Source organism: Vulcaniibacterium tengchongense, from assembly GCF_003814555.1.
Lineage (GTDB): Bacteria > Pseudomonadota > Gammaproteobacteria > Xanthomonadales > Xanthomonadaceae > Vulcaniibacterium > Vulcaniibacterium tengchongense.
In genome coordinates this window covers 243478-260187 of the sequence record NZ_RKQN01000001.1, presented here as the reverse complement: position 1 = coordinate 260187, position 16710 = coordinate 243478, and the positions used below count along the sequence as shown (strand labels likewise).

Genomic DNA, 16710 nt, shown 5'->3' with positions numbered 1-16710 from the left:
ACGGGAACGGCGGCCCGCGCGTCCCGGATCGACCGCGCCCGCATGCCGATGCGGGCTCGCGCGAAGTGCGCGGATCCGTCGCACGGGCCCACGCTCCTCGGGCCACCCCGGCACTGGCCGCGGCCGGCGCGCATTGCGGGTTCGCGGATCGCGCCGGCCGCGGTAAGGTGGCGGTTTCGGCCTGCCTTGCCCGCGTATGGAGCCGCATCCCGCCTCGCCCCCTGCCACACCCTCCGGGCTTTTGCGCCGCGCCGCGCTCGGGCTGTGGTTCTGCGGCCTCGCCGTGCTCGGCCTGCTGCGGGTGCTGGCCCGCGCGCTGCGCGATGCCGATTTCCTGGCCGATGCGCCGACCCGGCTGTGGTTGTACGGCTCGCTGGGCCTGCTCGCGCTCGGCTTGCCGTTGACCTTCCGCGCGCTGCGCCGCGGCCGCACCCGGCGCTGACGCCGCTTTTGCGAAAATCCCCGCCGCGGCGCAAGCTTCCGCTTCTGCGGCGCGGACAAGCCGCACCTACGACTCCCCCATGCCTGCCCTGACCACCTCCGAATTCGCCCTGGAACCGGCCGAGAGCGAGCGCCTGGCCAACCTCAGCGGTCCCTTCGACGCCCACCTGCGCCTGATCGAACTGCGCCTGGGCGTGGAAATCGCCAATCGCGGCAACGTGTTCCGCGTCGCCGGCCCGGAGGCCGCGGTGACCAAGGCCGAGACGCTGCTGCGCGAACTGTGGCGCGATGCCGGCGAGGAAACGCTGAGCGAACCCGACATCCACCTGCGCCTGACCGAAGCCGACGCGGACCGCACCGTCGCGGACGACATCGAGCCGCAGGAGGTCGCGATCCGGGTCAAGCGCGGCACCATCCGCGGCCGCGGCGGCAACCAGGCCAAGTACCTGCACGCCATCGCCACCCACGACATCAACTTCGGCATCGGCCCGGCCGGCACCGGCAAGACCTTCCTCGCCGTCGCCAGCGCGGTGGAGGCGCTGAACGAATCGCGGGTGCAGCGGCTGGTGCTCGTCCGGCCGGCGGTGGAGGCCGGCGAGAAGCTCGGCTTCCTGCCCGGCGACCTGACCCAGAAGGTCGATCCCTACCTGCGTCCGCTGTACGACGCCCTGTACGAGATGCTCGGCGTGGAGAAGGTGGTCAAGCTGCTGGAGAAGAACGTCATCGAGGTCGCGCCGCTGGCGTACATGCGCGGACGCACGCTTAACGACGCCTTCGTCATCCTCGACGAGGCGCAGAACACCACGATCGAGCAGATGAAGATGTTCCTGACCCGGATCGGGTTCGGCAGCACCGCCGTGGTGACCGGCGACCTGACCCAGATCGACCTGCCGCGGCACCAGAAGTCCGGGCTGCGCGACGCGCTCGACGTGCTGCGCGGGGTCAACGGCATCAGCTTCACCTTCTTCGAGGCGCGCGACGTGGTGCGCCACCCGCTGGTCGCGCGCATCGTCGACGCCTACGACGCGCGCGATGCGACCGACGCCGCGTCCGGGCGCACGGGCTGAGCGCGCGCATGACCCGGGGGCCCGTCCGTCTCGACGTCGCGATCAGCTATGCGGTGCCACGCGCCGGCATTCCCTCGCCGCTCAGCTTCCGCAAGTGGGTCGCCGCCGCGCTCGCCGGGCGCATCCGCGAGGCCGACCTGGCGATCCGCATCGTCGGCGCCAAGGAAGGGCGTGCGCTGAACCACCACTACCGCGGCAAGGACTACGCGACCAACGTGCTGAGCTTCCCGGCCGAGCTGCCGGAAGGCCTGCCGGAGGGCGTGCGCATGCCGCTGCTCGGCGATCTGGTGATCTGCGCGCCGGTGGTCGCGCGCGAGGCCAAGGAGCAGAAGAAGCCCCTGGCCGCGCACTACGCCCATCTCACCGTGCACGGCGTGCTGCACCTGCTGGGCTGGGACCACGAGGACGAGCGCGAAGCCGAGTGCATGGAGCAGCTCGAGCGCGAGATCCTCGCCGGGCTGGGCATCGGGGATCCGTACCGGCTCTAGAGCAGCGCCTGGCGCCGCTGACCGCGCCACGGCGACTGTCCGCGCCGCCGCCTCCGCGCGCAGCGGGCCTTCGCCTGCGGAATTTCGTCCGGGGCCGGCGGCCACCGATCGGGCACGGAAAGCGATACCAGGCCGACGCTTCGGCGCAAGCCGGATCGCGCGCGGCGAGGCGCGGTCCGACTTGCCGGGCGCGCGCATCCGCGAGCCGTGGCGCTCGCCCCGGCGGCGCAGCCGACCGGCACGTTCCCCCCTTCCGATGGAACCGGAGGGGGCCGGCGCGCCGGGGCACGCGCCGTCGTCGGAACGCCGGCCCCGCTGCGAAGCGCTACAGACAATCGATCAGGCCGTCGTAGATCGAGCGGTCCGTGCCCGGCAGCGGCGCGTACAGCGGCGATTCGGCGGCCAGCACCGCGAGCAGCGCCTCGGCGGTGGTGCGCGGCGCCAGCGGCACCGGGCAGCGCCATACCTGCGGCCGCACCGCGATCGCGCCGGTGCGCGGATCGACGGCCTCGTCGCTGGCCGCGAAGGTCCACACGCAACCACCCAGGCGGCCGCTGGCCTGGTGCACCGAGCAGACGAAACGCAGCGGCTGGATGTTGCTGTAGTCGCCCTCGCAGAAGGTGTCGCCGCAGATCGCGTCGAAATCCCGCTGCAGCCGCACGCGGCCGCCGTACCAGGCGTCGATCTGGGCGTCGCCGCTGACGTAGGCCGACATATCGACGTAAGGCCCGGCCTGCGCGACCCGGGCGGGCGCGGCGGCGGCCGGGACGGCGGCGGCCAGGCTCAACGCGGCCGCGGCGAGGGCGAAAGCGAATGGACGCATCGGATTCCTCCTTGAAGTGACATCGTGGCTCGCCGCCCGGGGGCGGCGGCACGAGTCTGGCCGCGGGCCGGTCCGGCGGCCAGGCGCGCTCCGCCGCGCCGCGGGCTCGGATTTTGCCGCATCGGGCCTCGGGCCTATTCCGACCCGGCCGATCGCACGCGCCCCCGCATCGCCCCGGCGCCCCATCCGGCGCGCGCGGCCGGCCCGCGAGCAGCCCGCGCCCTTCCGCGCTAGACTTGGCCCGGACGCCCCATCCCCACCGGGCGCCTTTTTTGAACACGAATGTCCGAGGACGACAGTAGTAGCAACCACGCGCCGGAACCCGAGAAACGGCGCTCCTGGCTCGAACGCCTCAGCTCGGCCCTGTCCGGCGAGCCGACGAGCCGCGAAGACCTGGTCGAACTGCTGCGCGACGCCCACGCCGACGGCCTGATCGCCGCCGACACGCTGCGGATGATGGAAGGCGCGATCGCCGTCTCCGACCTGACCGTCGGCGACGTGATGGTGCCGCGCGCGCAGATGGTCTCGCTGCCGGCCGATGCGCCGCTGCTGGACCTGATGAAGCGCGTGGTCGAGTCCGGCCATTCCCGCTTCCCGGTGCACGGCGAGGACAAGGACGAGATCCTCGGCATCCTGCTGGCGAAGGACCTGCTGCGCGGCGTGGTCGCCGACAACGGCCCGGCCACCATCCATGCGCTGCTGCGTCCGGCGGTGCTGATCCCCGAATCCAAGCGCCTGAACGTGCTGCTGCGCGAGTTCCGCCAGTCGCGCAACCACATGGCGATCGTGATCGACGAACACGGCGGCGTCGCCGGCCTGGTCACGATCGAGGACGTGCTCGAGCAGATCGTCGGCGACATCGACGACGAGCACGACGACGCCGAGGACCCGAACGCGTTGATCGCGGCGCAGGCCGACGGCCAGTTCGTGGTCGACGCGCTGACCCCGATCGCAGACTTCAACGAGCGTTTCGGCGCCGACTTCGACGACGACGAGTACGACACCATCGGCGGGCTGGTCACGGCCGCGATCGGCCACCTGCCCGAGCAGGGCGAGGAGCTGACCCTGGGCCGCTTCGTGTTCCGCGTCTCCGGCGCCGATGCCCGCCGCGTGCATGCCTTCCACGTGGGTGTGCTCGGTGGCGCCTGAGGCGGCGTCGCGCCGCGCCGCGGCGCGGAACGCTGCGCCGGGACGGGGCCGGCGGCCCGCGCGGCTTGCCGCTTGGCCCCGCCTGCTGTGGCTGGCGCTGGCCCTGCTCGCCGCACCCGCGTTCGCCGCCGCGCCGCGGATCGGCGTGGCGACGATGCAGCCGGGCGAGATCTTCTGGGAGCGCTTCGGCCACAACGCGCTGGTCGTGCTCGATCCGGGCAGCGGCCAGGCCGTTTCGTACAACTTCGGTTTCTTCGATCCGGGCGAGCCGGACTTCGTCGCCCGCTTCGTCCGCGGCGACATGCGCTACCGCCTCGCCGCGCTGCCGCTGGAGCAGGATCTGGTGCAGTACCGCGACGAAGGCCGCGGCGTGGCGATCCAGTGGCTGGACCTCGACGAGGCGCAGGCGCGCGGCCTGGCCGCGGCGCTGGCGGAGAACGCCAAGCCGGACAACGCCTTCTACGGCTACCAGTACTTCGACGACAACTGCTCCACGCGCGTGCGCGACGCGCTCGACCGCGCGCTCGGCGGCGGCCTGCGCCGGCAGCTGGAAGGCCGCTCGCACGGCAGCACCTACCGCAGCGAGGCGGTGCGGCTGGCCTCGCCGGCGCCGTGGATGTGGCTGGGCTTCGATCTCGGCCTCGGGCCCGCCGCGGACCGGCCGCTGCCGTTGTGGAGCGAGGCCTTCGTGCCGATGCGCCTGGCCGCGGCACTGCGCGAGAGCCGCAACGGCGAAGGCCGCCCGCTGGTGGCGGCCGAGCAGGACGTGCTGCCGCACCGGCTGCCGCCGGAGCCGCGCGACTGGCCGGTGCGCTGGAGCGCATGGCTGCTCGCCGGGCTCGCGCTCGGGCTCGGCGCGGCCTGGCTCGGCGCGCGCCGGCCGCGGGTCGTGGCGGGCCTGGCGCTGCCGTTCTGGAGCCTGGCCGGGGTCGCCGGCGCGCTGATGCTGTTCATCTGGTTCGGCACCGAGCACCGCTACGGCTGGGCGAACCGCAACCTGCTGCTGCTGAGCCCGCTGTGCTGGCTGGCGCTGCCGGGCGGCTGGACGATGCTGCGCGGGCGGGCGCCGGGTCCCTGGTTCGGTCGCATGCTCGGGCTGGTCGCGGCGGTCGCCGCGCTGTCGCTGTTCTTCTACTGGCTGCCGATCTACCCGCAGCGCAACGCGCACTGGATCGCGCTGCTGCTGCCGCTGCACGTCGGCCTGTGGCTGGGGTTGCGCAGGCGCTGAGCCTCTCCGTCCAGCGTGCAGACCCGGGTCCGGCCGCGGACGCGCGCGGACACCGAGCAGGCGCGCAGGCCGACGAGCAGGCTCGGCCGCGCGGCACGGCCACGCCGCCGATCCGCCACCGGCGCGTTCGGCCGGAAGTGCCCGAGCCGCGCGCACGCCGGCAGGCTTGCCGCCCCCGCTGCGCCGGGGCACGATGCCGGCCATGAAGGATCCCACCCTGCCCCAATGCGTGGTCAACTGCGCCGCGTACGGCCGCGACGGCACGCGCCGCGACATCGGCATCGACGCGATCAGCGACGTGCTCGCGGTCGACGACGGCAGCTTCGTCTGGGTCGGCCTGTACGAGCCGGACGAGGGCATCCTGGCCAAGCTGCAGGAGGAGTTCGGCCTGCACGACCTGGCGGTCGAGGACGCGCGCAACGCGCACCAGCGGCCCAAGCTCGAGGCGTACGGCAATTCGCTGTTCGTCGTCGTGCACACCGCGCAGAGCGTGGACAGCCACATCCGTTTCGGCGAGACCCACGTCTTCGTCGGGCCGCGCTACCTGGTCACGGTGCGCCACGGTGCGTCGACCAGCTACGCGCCGGCGCGCGCCCGCTTCGAGCGCGAGGCGCCCGAGCTCGAGCATCCCGGCCCCGGCGCCGCGCTGTACATGGTGCTGGACCTGATCGTCGACAACTTCCTGCCGATCGTGCAGGAGTTCAGCCAGGACCTGAACGAGCTGGAGCAGGACGTGTTCGCCGAGGAATTCCGCCGCGACACGGTCAGGCAGCTGTACGACCTCAAGCGCGAACTGACCCGCCTGCGCATGGCGGTGACGCCGCTGCAGGACATCCTCGGCCAGCTGGCGCGGCCGCGCGGCGGCCTGATCGACGAGGAAAGCCGGCTGTATTTCCGCGACGTGCTCGACCACGTGGTGCGGATCAACGAGACCACCGACACCCTGCGCGAGATGCTGACCGCGGCGATGAGCGTGAACCTGTCGCTGGTGACCATCCACCAGGGCGAGGTGGTCAAGCGCCTGGCCGGCTGGGCCGCGCTGCTGGCCGCCCCGACCCTGATCGCCAGCTGGTACGGCATGAACTTCGAGCACATGCCCGAGCTGCACGGGCGCTACGCCTATCCGGTGATGATCGGCGCGACCGCGCTGGTGTGCGCGGTGCTGTACGGGTTTCTGCGCCGCGCGAAGTGGCTGTGACCGGCGATCCGGGGCGCTTGCCGCGGCGGTTTCACGGGGCTTAGACCAAAGTAGCAGCCGGCATGGCGCGCCGCGCATTGACCGCCTGCCCCGCAGGCGCGACCCTTCGACGGTCTCTTCCGGAGAGTCGTCATGAAAGCTTTTTCCTGGCTCGGCTGGGCCGCGCTCGCGGTGCTGGCCGCCTTCTGCCTCGGCACCGTCGCCCTGCACCGCGGCGAGACCATCAGCGCGATGTGGCTGGTGGTCGCGGCGGTATCCGTGTTCACCATCGCCTACCGGTTCTACGGCCTGTACATCGCGCGCAACGCGCTGATGGTGGACGCCACCCGGGCCACCCCGGCGTGGCGGCGCAACGACGGCCTGGACTACGTGCCGACCGCCAAGAGCATCGTGTTCGGCCACCACTTCGCCGCGATCGCCGGCGCCGGCCCGCTGGTCGGCCCGGTGCTGGCCGCGCAGATGGGCTATCTGCCCGGCACGCTGTGGATCCTGTTCGGCGTGGTCCTGGCCGGCGCGGTGCAGGACATGCTGGTGCTGTTCTTCTCCACCCGCCGCGACGGCCGCTCGCTCGGCGAGATGATCCGCGCCGAGATGGGCCCGTCCGCCGGCGTGATCTCGATGATCGGCATCCTGATGATCATGGTGATCCTGCTGGCGGTGCTGGCGCTGGTGGTGGTCAAGGCGCTGGCGGAAAGCCCCTGGGGCACGTTCACGGTGGCGATGACCATCCCGATCGCGATCCTGATGGGCCTGTACCTGCGCTACTTCCGCCCGGGACGGATCCTCGAGGTCTCGGTGATCGGGTTCGTCCTGCTGCTGCTGGCGATCTGGCTGGGCGGCAAGGTCGCGGCCGACCCGGCCTGGGGCCCGGCCTTCCACCTCAAGGGCACCACGCTCGCCTGGCTGATGATCGGCTACGGCTTCGTCGCCTCGGTACTGCCGGTGTGGTTCCTGCTGGCGCCGCGCGACTACCTGTCCACCTTCCTCAAGATCGGCACCGTGCTGATCCTCGCGGTGGCCATCGTCATCGCGATGCCCGACCTGCAGATGCCGGCCATCACCCGGTTCGTCGACGGCACCGGCCCGGTGTTCTCGGGCAAGCTGTTCCCGTTCCTGTTCATCACCATCGCCTGCGGCGCGGTGTCCGGGTTCCACGCGCTGATCAGCTCGGGCACCACGCCGAAGATGGTGTCGAACGAACGCGACATTCCGATGGTCGGCTACGGCGGCATGCTGATGGAGGCCTTCGTCGCGGTGATGGCGCTGATCGCCGCCTGCGTGCTGCAGCCGGGCGTGTACTTCGCGATGAACGCGCCGGCCGCGCTGATCGGCACCACGCCCGAGTCGGCGGCGGCCGCGATCTCGAACTGGGGCTTCGTGCTCACGCCCGACGTGCTGACCGCGACCGCGAAGGAGATCGGCGAAAGCACCATCCTGTCGCGCACCGGCGGCGCGCCGACGCTGGCCGTGGGCATGGCCCAGATCCTGCACGGGCTGGTCCCGGGCGAAGGCATGATGGCCTTCTGGTACCACTACGCGATCCTGTTCGAGGCGCTGTTCATCCTGACCACGGTCGATGCCGGCACGCGCGTGGCCCGCTTCATGATCCAGGAGCTGGTCGGCCTGGCCTACCCGCCGTTCCAGCGCACCGAGAGCTGGGCCGCGAACGTGGCCTGCACCGCGATCGCGGTGGCGTTGTGGGGCTACTTCCTCTACCAGGGCGTGGTCGACCCGCTGGGCGGCATCAACACGCTGTGGCCGCTGTTCGGCATCGCCAACCAGATGCTGGCGGGCATCGCGCTGGTGTTCTGCAGCGTGGTGATGGTGAAGATGAAGCGCGAGAAGTACCTGTGGATCCCGCTGATCCCGACCGCGTGGCTGCTGATCTGCACGCTCACGGCGGGCTGGCAGAAGCTGTTCCACCCGGATCCGAAGATCGGCTTCATCGCCAACGCGCGCAAGTTCGCCGACGCCGCCGCCCGCGGCGAGGTGCTGGCGCCGGCCAAGTCGATGGAGGACATGTCGCGGGTGATCTTCAACAACTACCTCGATGCCGCCCTGTGCGCGCTGTTCGTGCTGGTGGTGCTGGCGACGGTGTTCTTCGGCCTGCGCGCCGCGCTCGCCGCCCGCCGCAGCCACGCGCCGACGGCGAAGGAGACCGACTATGTCGCGCTCGATGCGGTCGCCCGCTGACCTCGGCCGCCTGGCGCTGGACCTGCTCGCGCGCTGGTGGCGCGCGAGCTGCCAGACCGCGCGCCTGGCGATCGGGATCCCGGACTACGACGTCTATGTCGAGCACGTGCGCCGCACGCATCCGGGGCTTGCGCCGATGAGCCGCGAAGAGTTCTTCCGCGAGCGCATGGACGCGCGCTACGGCAAGGGGCGCAGCCGCTGTTGCTGAGCCGCGGCCGCATCGGGCCAACGAGACGGGCGCCATCCGCGGATGGCGCCTTTTTTGTCGGCTTGCACGCATGCGCGGCGGCGGCATCCGCGTTCCCGCCACGCGCCCCGGGGGTCCGGCGATCGCCGCCCGTTCGCTCGCCGGTACGGTCGATCGCGGAATGCTTCATCCGCCGTGCCGCGACGCGATCGCGGGCCTGATCCGCGGCCCGCAGGCGCCGTGGCCGTTCGCTTGTGCGGCGCACACGGCGCCGGGGACGCGCCACCTCGATCATCGCCCGCGGAAGCCGCGGGCGGGATACGCGAGCTGGCCTGCTCAGCGCGCCAGCGCGCGCAGGATCAGCCCCATCAGGTACGCCAGGCCGGTGCCGGTCGCGTAGCCGAGCGTGCCCAGCAGCGCGCCGACCGGCGCCAGCGAGGGATGGAACGCCGACGCCACCACCGGCGCCGAGGCCGGCCCGCCGATGTTGCTCTGCGAGCCGATCGCGAAATAGAAGAACGGCACGCGCAGCAGCTTGCCGACCAGCCACAGCAGCAGGACGTGGATCGCCAGCCAGACCAGGCCCAGCAGGTACAGCCAGGGCCGGTCGAACAGCGCGACGATGTCCATCTGCATGCCGATGCTGGCGATCAGGAAGTACAGCAGCAGCGTGCCGACGTTGGACGCGCCCGCACCCTCCAGCGTGCGCGCCCGGGTGAAGCTCAGGCCCAGGCCGACGAAGGTGCAGATCAGCACCACCCACACGAAAGGCTCGTGCAGGCTGACCGTGCGCGCCCAGCCCACGTGGGCGCCGAACCAGGCCGACAGCGGCGCGGCCAGCGCATGCGCCAGGCCGACCGTACCGAAGGCGAGCCCGACGATGACCATCAGGTCGCCCAGGCTGGCGACGCGGCTGTGCTGGGCCTTGAACGCGGCCAGCTTCCGCTGGAGTTCGTCGATGGCGCGCGTGTCGGCGCCGCTGCGCGCGTCGATCGCCGCAGCGCGTCCGGCGAGGAAGATCAGCACCGCCATCCACACGTAGCCCACGCCGACGTCGACCACGGCGAACTGGCCGAACGTGGTCGCGTCGACCTGGAAGATCTCCTTCATCGCCAGCATGTTGGCGCCGCCGCCGGTCCAGCTGCCCGCCAGCGCGGTCATGCCGGCCCAGGTGTCGCCGGCAACGGTCTCCGGATGCACCGCCTGGAACAGCAGGAAGGCGAGGATGCCGCCCGCCACCACGCTGAGCGAGGCGGTGGCGTACATCGCCACCAGCTTCGGCCCCAGCCGCAGCACCGCCTTCAGGTCGATCGAGAGCGTCAGCAGCACCAGCGCCGCCGGCAGCAGCACGCGGCTGGCGACCGGGTTGTAGAGCCGGCTGTTCTCGCCGTCGATGAGCCCGAAGGTGTTGAACAGCCCCGGGATCAGGTAGCACAGCAGCAGCGCCGGCACGACCGCGTAGAACTTGCGGAACGCCGCCAGCGACGAGGTCCAGAACACCACGCCGAGCGTGGCGGCGATCAGGCCGAGCACCACGATGTCGTTGGTGATCAGCGCGGTGGAAGCGGCGGGATCAGCGGCGGCGGCCATCGGCGACTCGGTCGGAAAGCGGAGGAAAACGGCCGCGCCCTTCGCCGGGCGCGGCCGGCCGGGCTCACGGGCCGATGTGCTTCTTCAGCCAGGCGTTGACCGTGTCGTGCCACTGCACGCTGTTCTGCGGCTTGAGCACCCAGTGGTTCTCGTCCGGGAAGTACAGGAACTGCGACTCGATGCCGCGGCGCTGCAGCGCGGTGAACACGCCGATGCCCTGCTCGACGGGAATGCGGAAGTCCTGCTGGCCGTGGATCACCAGCATCGGCACGCGCCATCGGTCGACATGGTTGACCGGGTTGAACTTCTCGTAGTTCGCCGGCTTGTCGAACGGCGTGCCGCCGTTCTCCCACTCGGTGAACCACAGCTCCTCGGTGGCGTAGCCCATCATCCGCTGGTCGAACACGCCGTCGTGGCTGACCAGGCACTTCCACGGCGCGTTCCAGTTGCCGGCGATCCAGTTGACCATGAACCCGCCGTAGCTGGCGCCGAGCGCGCAGGCCTTGTCGCCGTCGAGGAAGCGGTAGCGCTTCTGCGCCGCCGCCCAGCCCTTCTGCAGGTCCTCCAGCGGGCGGTCGCCCCAGTGCTGGCTGATCGCGTCGGTGAAGGCCTGGCCGTAGCCGGTGGAGCCGTGGAAGTCGATCATCACCACCGCGTAGCCCTGGCCCGCGTAGGTCTGCGGGTTCCAGCGGTAGCTCCAGCCGTTGCCGAAGCTGCCCTGCGGGCCGCCGTGGATCAGGAACGCGACCGGGTACTTCCGGCCCTCGGCGTAGTTCCACGGCTTGACCACGTAGCCGTACACGGTGTCGCCGTTCCAGCCCTTGAAGCTGAACTGCTCGAAGTCGCCGAACGCGACGTCCTTCAGCACCTCGCCCGTCGCCGGCGTGATCGCGCGCAGCGGGGCGCTGGCGTCCGCGCTGGTGGCGTAGAGCACGTCGCCGGTCTTCAGCGTGTTGCGGGTCAGCACCAGGGTCGGGCCGGCCAGGTCGAACGCGGACACGCTGCCCTCGCCCACCGCCTTCCTCACCGCGCCGCTGGCGACGTCGACCGCGAACAGCGGGTGCTCGCCGAGGTCGGTGGCGGTGGTGTAGAGCGTCCTGCCGTCGGCGCTGAGCACGATGGTTTCGGCCGAGCGGTCCCAGTTCGGCGCGATTTCGCGGCGCTGGCCGCTGGCCAGGTCGAGCGCGATCAGGGCGAAGCGGTCGGCCTCGAAGCCGGGCCGCTTCATCGCGCGGTAGTACAGGGTCTTGCCATCCGCGGCGAAGGTCGCGCCGGTGTCCCAGGCCGGGTTGTCGGCGGTGAGGTTCTTCGCCGCGCCGCGGCCGTCCGCGGCCGCCTGGTACAGGTCGAAGTTGGTCGAGGTCGGTTCCTTGGCGTCGGCCAGGCGCGCGCTGAACACCAGGCTGCGGCCGTCCGGCGCCCAGGTGTATTCGCTGGCGTCGCCGAACGGCTTGGACGGCACGTCGCCGATCACGTCGGCGCCGACCAGGGTGGCCGCGGCGACGGGCTTGGCTTCGCCGTTGCGGCCGCTGCCGGGCAGCGTGGCGACGAACAGGCGATTCAGGCGGCCGTCGTTCCAGGCATCCCAGTGGCGGATGAACACGCGCTCGAACAGCACGCCACTGCTCTTGCGCTGGCCGCGCTCCTCGAGCCTGCGCTTGCTGCAGGCCAGGTCGCCGGCGCAGTCGGGGAAGACCTCGGCGTGGAACGCGATGCGCGTGCCGTCCGGGGACAGCTTGTAGCTGCCGACGTCCACCGGGAAGTCGGTCAACTGCGTCGGCGTGCCGCCGGCGGTGGGCATCGCGTACAGCTGCGAGCTGCCGGACTTGGCGCTGAGGAAGTACACGGTGCCGCCGTCGGGCGAGAAGCTCGGCGAATTGACGCTCCAGCCTTCCGGGGTCAGCCGTACCGGCGGCGCCGCGTCGCGCGCGAACAGGTCCTCGATCCAGAGCGACGTGGTGGCCTTGTTGGCGGCGAGGTCGACCGTGCGCTTGGCGAACACGACCTTGCGCCCGTCCGGCGACAGCGTCGGCGAGGAGACGCGGTCGAGCGTGGCGAGATCGCGCGCTTCGAAGCCGCGCGCGGCCAGCGCCGAGGTCGGCAGCAACGACGCCAGGACGAGGGGCAGCAGGGCACGATGGAAGATCATGGCGAGTGGGATTTCCGTTGTACGTAGATAAGATGGACCCCGGCGAGCGCGGGCGTCCCGGTCAGACCTGCGGGTGGGCCTTGGCGCCGGTGCGGTAGATCAGCCAGCCGACGACGGCGAGCACGACCAGGCCGACGAACTGGCCGAAGTGGAACTGTTCCGGCAGCGCGAGAACGTCGGCGCGTTCGCTCACCACGATAGGGATTGCGATCAGGATGCCCATCAGCGCCTCGCCGGTGATCAAGCCCGCGGAGAACAGCACGCCGGGGCGATGCACGCGGTCGCGCACGCTCTCGTCGGCACCGACGACGCCATGGCGGCGCTCGACGAAATACGCCAGCAGGCCGCCGAGGAAGATCGGCACCATCAGCTCCAGCGGCAGATAGATGCCGATCGCGGCCGCCAGCACCGGCACGCGGAAGTGCGAGCCGCGCGCCTTCAGCCAGCTGTCGATGGCGATCACGACGGCGCCGATCACCGCACCGGCGATAATCATGTCCCACGGCAGGTGGCCGCCGAACATGCCCTGCGCCACCGAGGCCATCAGCGTGGCCTGCGGCGCCTGCAGCGAACCGGGGCGCGTGGGGTCGCCGATGCCGTAGGCCTGCGCGAGCAGGTTGAGCACAGGGGCCATGATCAGCGCGCACGAGAAAGCGCCGATGCCGAGCATCAGCTGCTGCTTCCACGGCGTCGCGCCGACCAGGTAGCCCGCCTTCAGGTCTTGCAGGTTGTCGCCGCCGACCGCCGCCGCGCAGCACACCACCGCACCGATCATGATCGCGGCGACGGCGCCGATCTTGGAATCGCTGCCGAGCAGCAGCATCAGCACCACCGAGGCGAACAGGATGGTCGCGATGGTGATGCCGGACACCGGGTTGTTCGACGAGCCGACGAGGCCGGCCAGGTACGCCGACACCGACACGAACAGGAAGCCGGCGACGATCATGATGATCGTCATCGGGATGCTCACGCCCCAATTGCCGACGATGGCCTGGTACAGCGCCAGCAGCGGCAGGACGAACAGCACCAGCGCGATCAGCATCCACTTCATCGGCAGGTCGCGCTCGGTTTCCGCCAGATTGGCGCCGGCGCCTTTGCGTGCCGCCGCTATCCCGCTCTTCACGCCCGACAGCAGCGACTTGCGCAACGAGAACAGCGTCCAGATGCCGCCGATCAGCATCGCACCGACGCCGAGGTAGCGGATCTTCGCGCCGCGGATGATGCCGGCGGCCTCCATCGCGGTCTTGCCGGCGACGTCCGCCGCCAGCGCGGGATCGGTGTGCAGGAAGAAGGCGTGGTACAGCGGGATCGCGATGTTGTACGCGAGGATGCTGCCGGAAAGCACCACGATGCCGATGTTCAGGCCGACGATGTAGCCCACGCCGAGCAGCGCCGGCGACAGGCCGGTCCCCATGTAGCCCAGGTACTTGCCGAAGAAGCCGGCGCCGGCGGCATTGTCGGGAATCATCCGCAGCCCGCTTTCCGCCGCCAGCTTGACCAGCGCGCCGATGCCCGCGGACAGGCCGAGGATCTTCAGGCCCGGGCCGGGGTTCTCGCCGGCCTTGAGCACTTCCGCCGCGGCCTTGCCCTCGGGGAACGGCAGCGGCTCCTCGACGATCATCGAGCGCCGCAGCGGCACCGAGAACAGCACGCCGAGCAGGCCGCCGAGGCCGGCGATGCCGAGCACCCACCAGTACTTGAAGTCGGGCCAGAAGCCCATGATCACCAGCGCCGGGATGGTGAAGATCACGCCGGCGGCGATCGACGAACCGGCCGAGGCGCCGGTCTGGACGATGTTGTTCTCGAGGATGGTGCCGCCGCCGAGCAGCCGCAGCACCCCCATCGACACGACCGCCGCCGGGATCGCGGTGGCGATGGTGAGCCCGGCGAACAGCCCCAGGTAGGCGTTGGCGGCGGACAGGATCACCGCCAGCACGATGGCCAGCAGCACGGCTCGGACGGTCAATTGCGGCGTAGCGGGCGAGGCCATCGGCGGCTCCACGGTTTCCAGCGACCGGCGATCATCGCATCCGCCGGGCCGCGATGTAAAAGCGCGATCTGGCGGCTCGCCGTACGCATCCGTCGCGTTGCGGTGCGTCATCGCGCGCCGGCCGGGCCGGCCGGAACGCCGGCAACGAACCGCCGGCGCTCGTCGCGCGGGCTACTTCGCGTTCCCGCCGCCGCCGGTCGTGGCCACCTTGCCGCCCAGGTGGCGCGACAGGAACGCCAGCAGCCGGGCGTAGAACGCCTCGCGGTGGGCCTCGACATAGAAGCCGTGCCCCTCGGTGTCGAAGTAGAGCGTCTCCACCGGCACGCCGGCCTTGCGCAGCGCCTGCTCCATCAGCCTGGAATGTTCGATGGGCGCGAAGGGGTCCTGGCCGCCGGCGGCCAGGAACACGGGCGCCTCGATCCGCTCGGCGATACGGTTCGGCGAATTCGCGGCAAGGACCTCGGGCTTGTCGCCGACCCATTCCCGCGACCAGTTGCTCAGGCGGCGGCCCGTGCGCGCGTCCTCGGCGACCATCTTCGGCAGATCGTAGACGCCGACGTAGCCGGCCGCGCACTTGTAGAGCCCAGGTTCCTTGGCCAGCCCCATCAGCGAGGCGTAGGCGCCGTAACTGGCCCCGTACAGGCAGATCCGGTTGCGGTCGGCGATGCCCTGCCCGATCGCCCAGCGGGTGGCGTCGGTCAGGTCGTCCTGCATCTTGCCGCCCCACTCGCGCGCGCCGGCGATGCGGAACGCGCGACCGTAACCGCCGGAGCCGCGGAAGTTCAGCTGCAACACGGCGTAACCTGCCTCGGCCAGCATCTGGGCGTCGCCATCGAAGCCCCACACGTCCTGGGCGCCGAACGGACCGCCGTGCGGCATCACCACCATCGGCAGCCCCTTGCCGCCGCCGCCCGGCGGCAAGGTCAGGTAACCATGGAGCGGCAGGCCGTCGCGCGCGGTCAAGCGGATCGGCCGTACCTCCGCCTGCCGCGCCGGGTCGAACCACTCGCGTCGCGAGAGCAGATAGTCCGCTTTCTTGGCCGCCGTATCGAACAGGTAGAAATCGCCGGGATTGCGATCGGAGGACACCTTCACCAACGCGAGGCGCCCGTCGGCGGTCTGCGAGGTGATCTCGACCGCCTGCCCGGGGAACGCCGCCTCGAGGCTGCGATAGAGACGCGCCTCGGGCGCCTTCTCGTCGAAGAACGCGATCCGCGGCTTGCCGTCCATGAAGAACACGCCCACAGGCACCCGCGTCCCCGGGCGGTAGATCACGTTCGTCGGGTTGTAGTAGGCGTAGTCGATGTTCGCCGGATCGACGTCGTCGTCGCGCAACACCTGGGTTCGCTGACGGGTGGCGAGGTCGAGGGCGACGACCGCGTCCGGCCCGTCGGGCTGCTCCGAGCGCAGGTAGACGACGCTGTCGTCCGCGGAGAAGCCGATCGGGTACTCGAAGCGGCCGCTGGCGTCGTCGGAAACGAGCAGTTCCCAGTCCGCATCGTCGTCCTTGCGGTAGTAGAGCTTGCGGACGTTGTCGCTGTCCGCTCCGGCGGCGAAGCGGACCCGGCCGCGGTTGTCGGTGTAGAAGCTCGCGCGGCGCACCGGCGCGCTCGCGACGCGCTGGCGCCGGCCGGTGAACAGATCGATGCTCTCGACGCTGGTGTAGGGCTCGGCCGAGTACGACTGCACCGAGACCAGCGCGGTACGACCGTCGCCGGGCACGCTGTCGACCAGGAACGCCGCGATGCGGTGACTGTCCTTCTTCGGGGCGATATGGGTGCCCGTGCCGCCACTTCCCTCGACGCGGAACCCGGCCAGCATCTCGGCCCGGCTGCCGTCGGCGTTCACCGCGAACAGCTCGCCGGTCCGTTGCGGCGTTTCCAGCGAGCCGAACTTCTCCGCCAGGCCAATGACCAGGCGCTGCGGGCCCACCCAGTGGAAATCGCTCACGTGGGTGTTCCTGTGCAGACTGAACGTACCCGTGAGCTTGCGCGTGGCGCGGTCGAGGACGGCCAGGACGGTGCGGTCCTCCAACGGCACGGTCGCCGCGAGGTATTCGCCGCCCGGCGAGATCTTGATGTCGGTGAATTGATCCTTGCGCGCGTAGGCCTTGACGTCGACGGCCATGGCCGGCAAGGCCGGCAGCAGCGCGAACAGCGCCGCGAGCACTGCGATCCCTCTCATTCGGCTCTCCCTGGAGTCCCCTG

Annotated in this window: 13 protein-coding genes; 8 read left to right on the top strand and 5 right to left on the bottom strand. The window is 71.0% G+C overall.

What is annotated here, in order from left to right:
- The first annotated feature begins 241 nt into the window (after positions 1-241).
- From EDC50_RS01240 to ybeY, 3 genes are all read left to right on the top strand, one after another.
- Positions 242-442, top strand: coding sequence for a hypothetical protein (locus EDC50_RS01240; protein ID WP_123768663.1), 201 nt, complete (start codon positions 242-244; stop codon positions 440-442).
- 79 nt (positions 443-521) lie between these two features.
- On the top strand, positions 522-1508 hold the full coding sequence (locus EDC50_RS01235; RefSeq protein ID WP_123768662.1) for a PhoH family protein: 987 nt from the start codon (positions 522-524) through the stop codon (positions 1506-1508).
- 8 nt (positions 1509-1516) lie between these two features.
- A complete protein-coding gene (ybeY, locus tag EDC50_RS01230) occupies positions 1517-1996 on the top strand; it encodes an rRNA maturation RNase YbeY (RefSeq protein ID WP_123768661.1) in 480 nt (159 codons plus the stop codon).
- A 325-nt stretch (positions 1997-2321) separates the two neighbouring features.
- Here ybeY and EDC50_RS01225 read toward each other — a convergent pair whose 3' ends face one another.
- On the bottom strand, positions 2322-2819 hold the full coding sequence (locus EDC50_RS01225; protein ID WP_242002932.1) for a hypothetical protein: 498 nt from the start codon (positions 2817-2819) through the stop codon (positions 2322-2324).
- 282 nt (positions 2820-3101) lie between these two features.
- Here EDC50_RS01225 and EDC50_RS01220 point away from each other — a divergent pair, with 282 nt between their 5' ends.
- From EDC50_RS01220 to EDC50_RS01200, 5 genes are all read left to right on the top strand, one after another.
- Entirely contained in the window at positions 3102-3968 is an 867-nt protein-coding gene (locus tag EDC50_RS01220; protein WP_123768660.1) for a CorC family transporter, read from the top strand.
- A complete protein-coding gene (locus tag EDC50_RS01215) occupies positions 3934-5196 on the top strand; it encodes a lipoprotein N-acyltransferase Lnb domain-containing protein (RefSeq protein WP_123768659.1) in 1263 nt (420 codons plus the stop codon). Before EDC50_RS01220 ends, EDC50_RS01215 begins: the two co-directional genes overlap by 35 nt.
- A 193-nt stretch (positions 5197-5389) precedes the next feature.
- Positions 5390-6394, top strand: coding sequence for a magnesium/cobalt transporter CorA (corA, locus tag EDC50_RS01210; protein WP_199742045.1), 1005 nt, complete (start codon positions 5390-5392; stop codon positions 6392-6394).
- Positions 6395-6526: 132 nt separating this feature from the next.
- Positions 6527-8587 (top strand): carbon starvation CstA family protein, encoded by a 2061-nt coding sequence (locus tag EDC50_RS01205; protein ID WP_123768657.1) that lies wholly within the window; start codon positions 6527-6529, stop codon positions 8585-8587.
- Entirely contained in the window at positions 8571-8795 is a 225-nt protein-coding gene (locus tag EDC50_RS01200) for a YbdD/YjiX family protein (RefSeq protein ID WP_123768656.1), read from the top strand. The genes EDC50_RS01205 and EDC50_RS01200 overlap by 17 nt, the downstream gene beginning before the upstream one ends.
- A 315-nt stretch (positions 8796-9110) precedes the next feature.
- Here the strand turns inward: EDC50_RS01200 and EDC50_RS01195 are convergent, their stop codons facing one another.
- From EDC50_RS01195 to EDC50_RS01180, 4 genes are all read right to left on the bottom strand, one after another.
- A complete protein-coding gene (locus EDC50_RS01195; protein WP_123768655.1) occupies positions 9111-10364 on the bottom strand; it encodes a DUF819 family protein in 1254 nt (417 codons plus the stop codon).
- 64 nt (positions 10365-10428) lie between these two features.
- Entirely contained in the window at positions 10429-12513 is a 2085-nt protein-coding gene (locus tag EDC50_RS01190) for a S9 family peptidase (protein ID WP_123768654.1), read from the bottom strand.
- 61 nt (positions 12514-12574) lie between these two features.
- Complete coding sequence (locus EDC50_RS01185; RefSeq protein ID WP_123768653.1) at positions 12575-14503, bottom strand: OPT family oligopeptide transporter; 1929 nt, start codon at positions 14501-14503, stop codon at positions 12575-12577.
- A gap of 171 nt (positions 14504-14674) precedes the next feature.
- A complete protein-coding gene (locus EDC50_RS01180; RefSeq protein ID WP_123768652.1) occupies positions 14675-16687 on the bottom strand; it encodes an alpha/beta hydrolase family protein in 2013 nt (670 codons plus the stop codon).
- Between the last annotated feature and the right edge of the window lie 23 nt (positions 16688-16710).

Coding starts and splice junctions, on each gene's coding strand:
- EDC50_RS01195 (WP_123768655.1), bottom strand. CDS start 10,364: ATGGCCGCCGCCGCTGATCCCGCCGCTTCCACCGCGCTGATCACCAAC.
- corA (WP_199742045.1), top strand. CDS start 5,390: ATGCCGGCCATGAAGGATCCCACCCTGCCCCAATGCGTGGTCAACTGC.
- EDC50_RS01180 (WP_123768652.1), bottom strand. CDS start 16,687: ATGAGAGGGATCGCAGTGCTCGCGGCGCTGTTCGCGCTGCTGCCGGCC.
- EDC50_RS01215 (WP_123768659.1), top strand. CDS start 3,934: ATGCCTTCCACGTGGGTGTGCTCGGTGGCGCCTGAGGCGGCGTCGCGC.
- EDC50_RS01205 (WP_123768657.1), top strand. CDS start 6,527: ATGAAAGCTTTTTCCTGGCTCGGCTGGGCCGCGCTCGCGGTGCTGGCC.
- EDC50_RS01220 (WP_123768660.1), top strand. CDS start 3,102: ATGTCCGAGGACGACAGTAGTAGCAACCACGCGCCGGAACCCGAGAAA.
- EDC50_RS01225 (WP_242002932.1), bottom strand. CDS start 2,819: ATGCGTCCATTCGCTTTCGCCCTCGCCGCGGCCGCGTTGAGCCTGGCC.
- EDC50_RS01185 (WP_123768653.1), bottom strand. CDS start 14,503: ATGGCCTCGCCCGCTACGCCGCAATTGACCGTCCGAGCCGTGCTGCTG.
- EDC50_RS01200 (WP_123768656.1), top strand. CDS start 8,571: ATGCGGTCGCCCGCTGACCTCGGCCGCCTGGCGCTGGACCTGCTCGCG.
- EDC50_RS01235 (WP_123768662.1), top strand. CDS start 522: ATGCCTGCCCTGACCACCTCCGAATTCGCCCTGGAACCGGCCGAGAGC.
- EDC50_RS01190 (WP_123768654.1), bottom strand. CDS start 12,513: ATGATCTTCCATCGTGCCCTGCTGCCCCTCGTCCTGGCGTCGTTGCTG.
- ybeY (WP_123768661.1), top strand. CDS start 1,517: ATGACCCGGGGGCCCGTCCGTCTCGACGTCGCGATCAGCTATGCGGTG.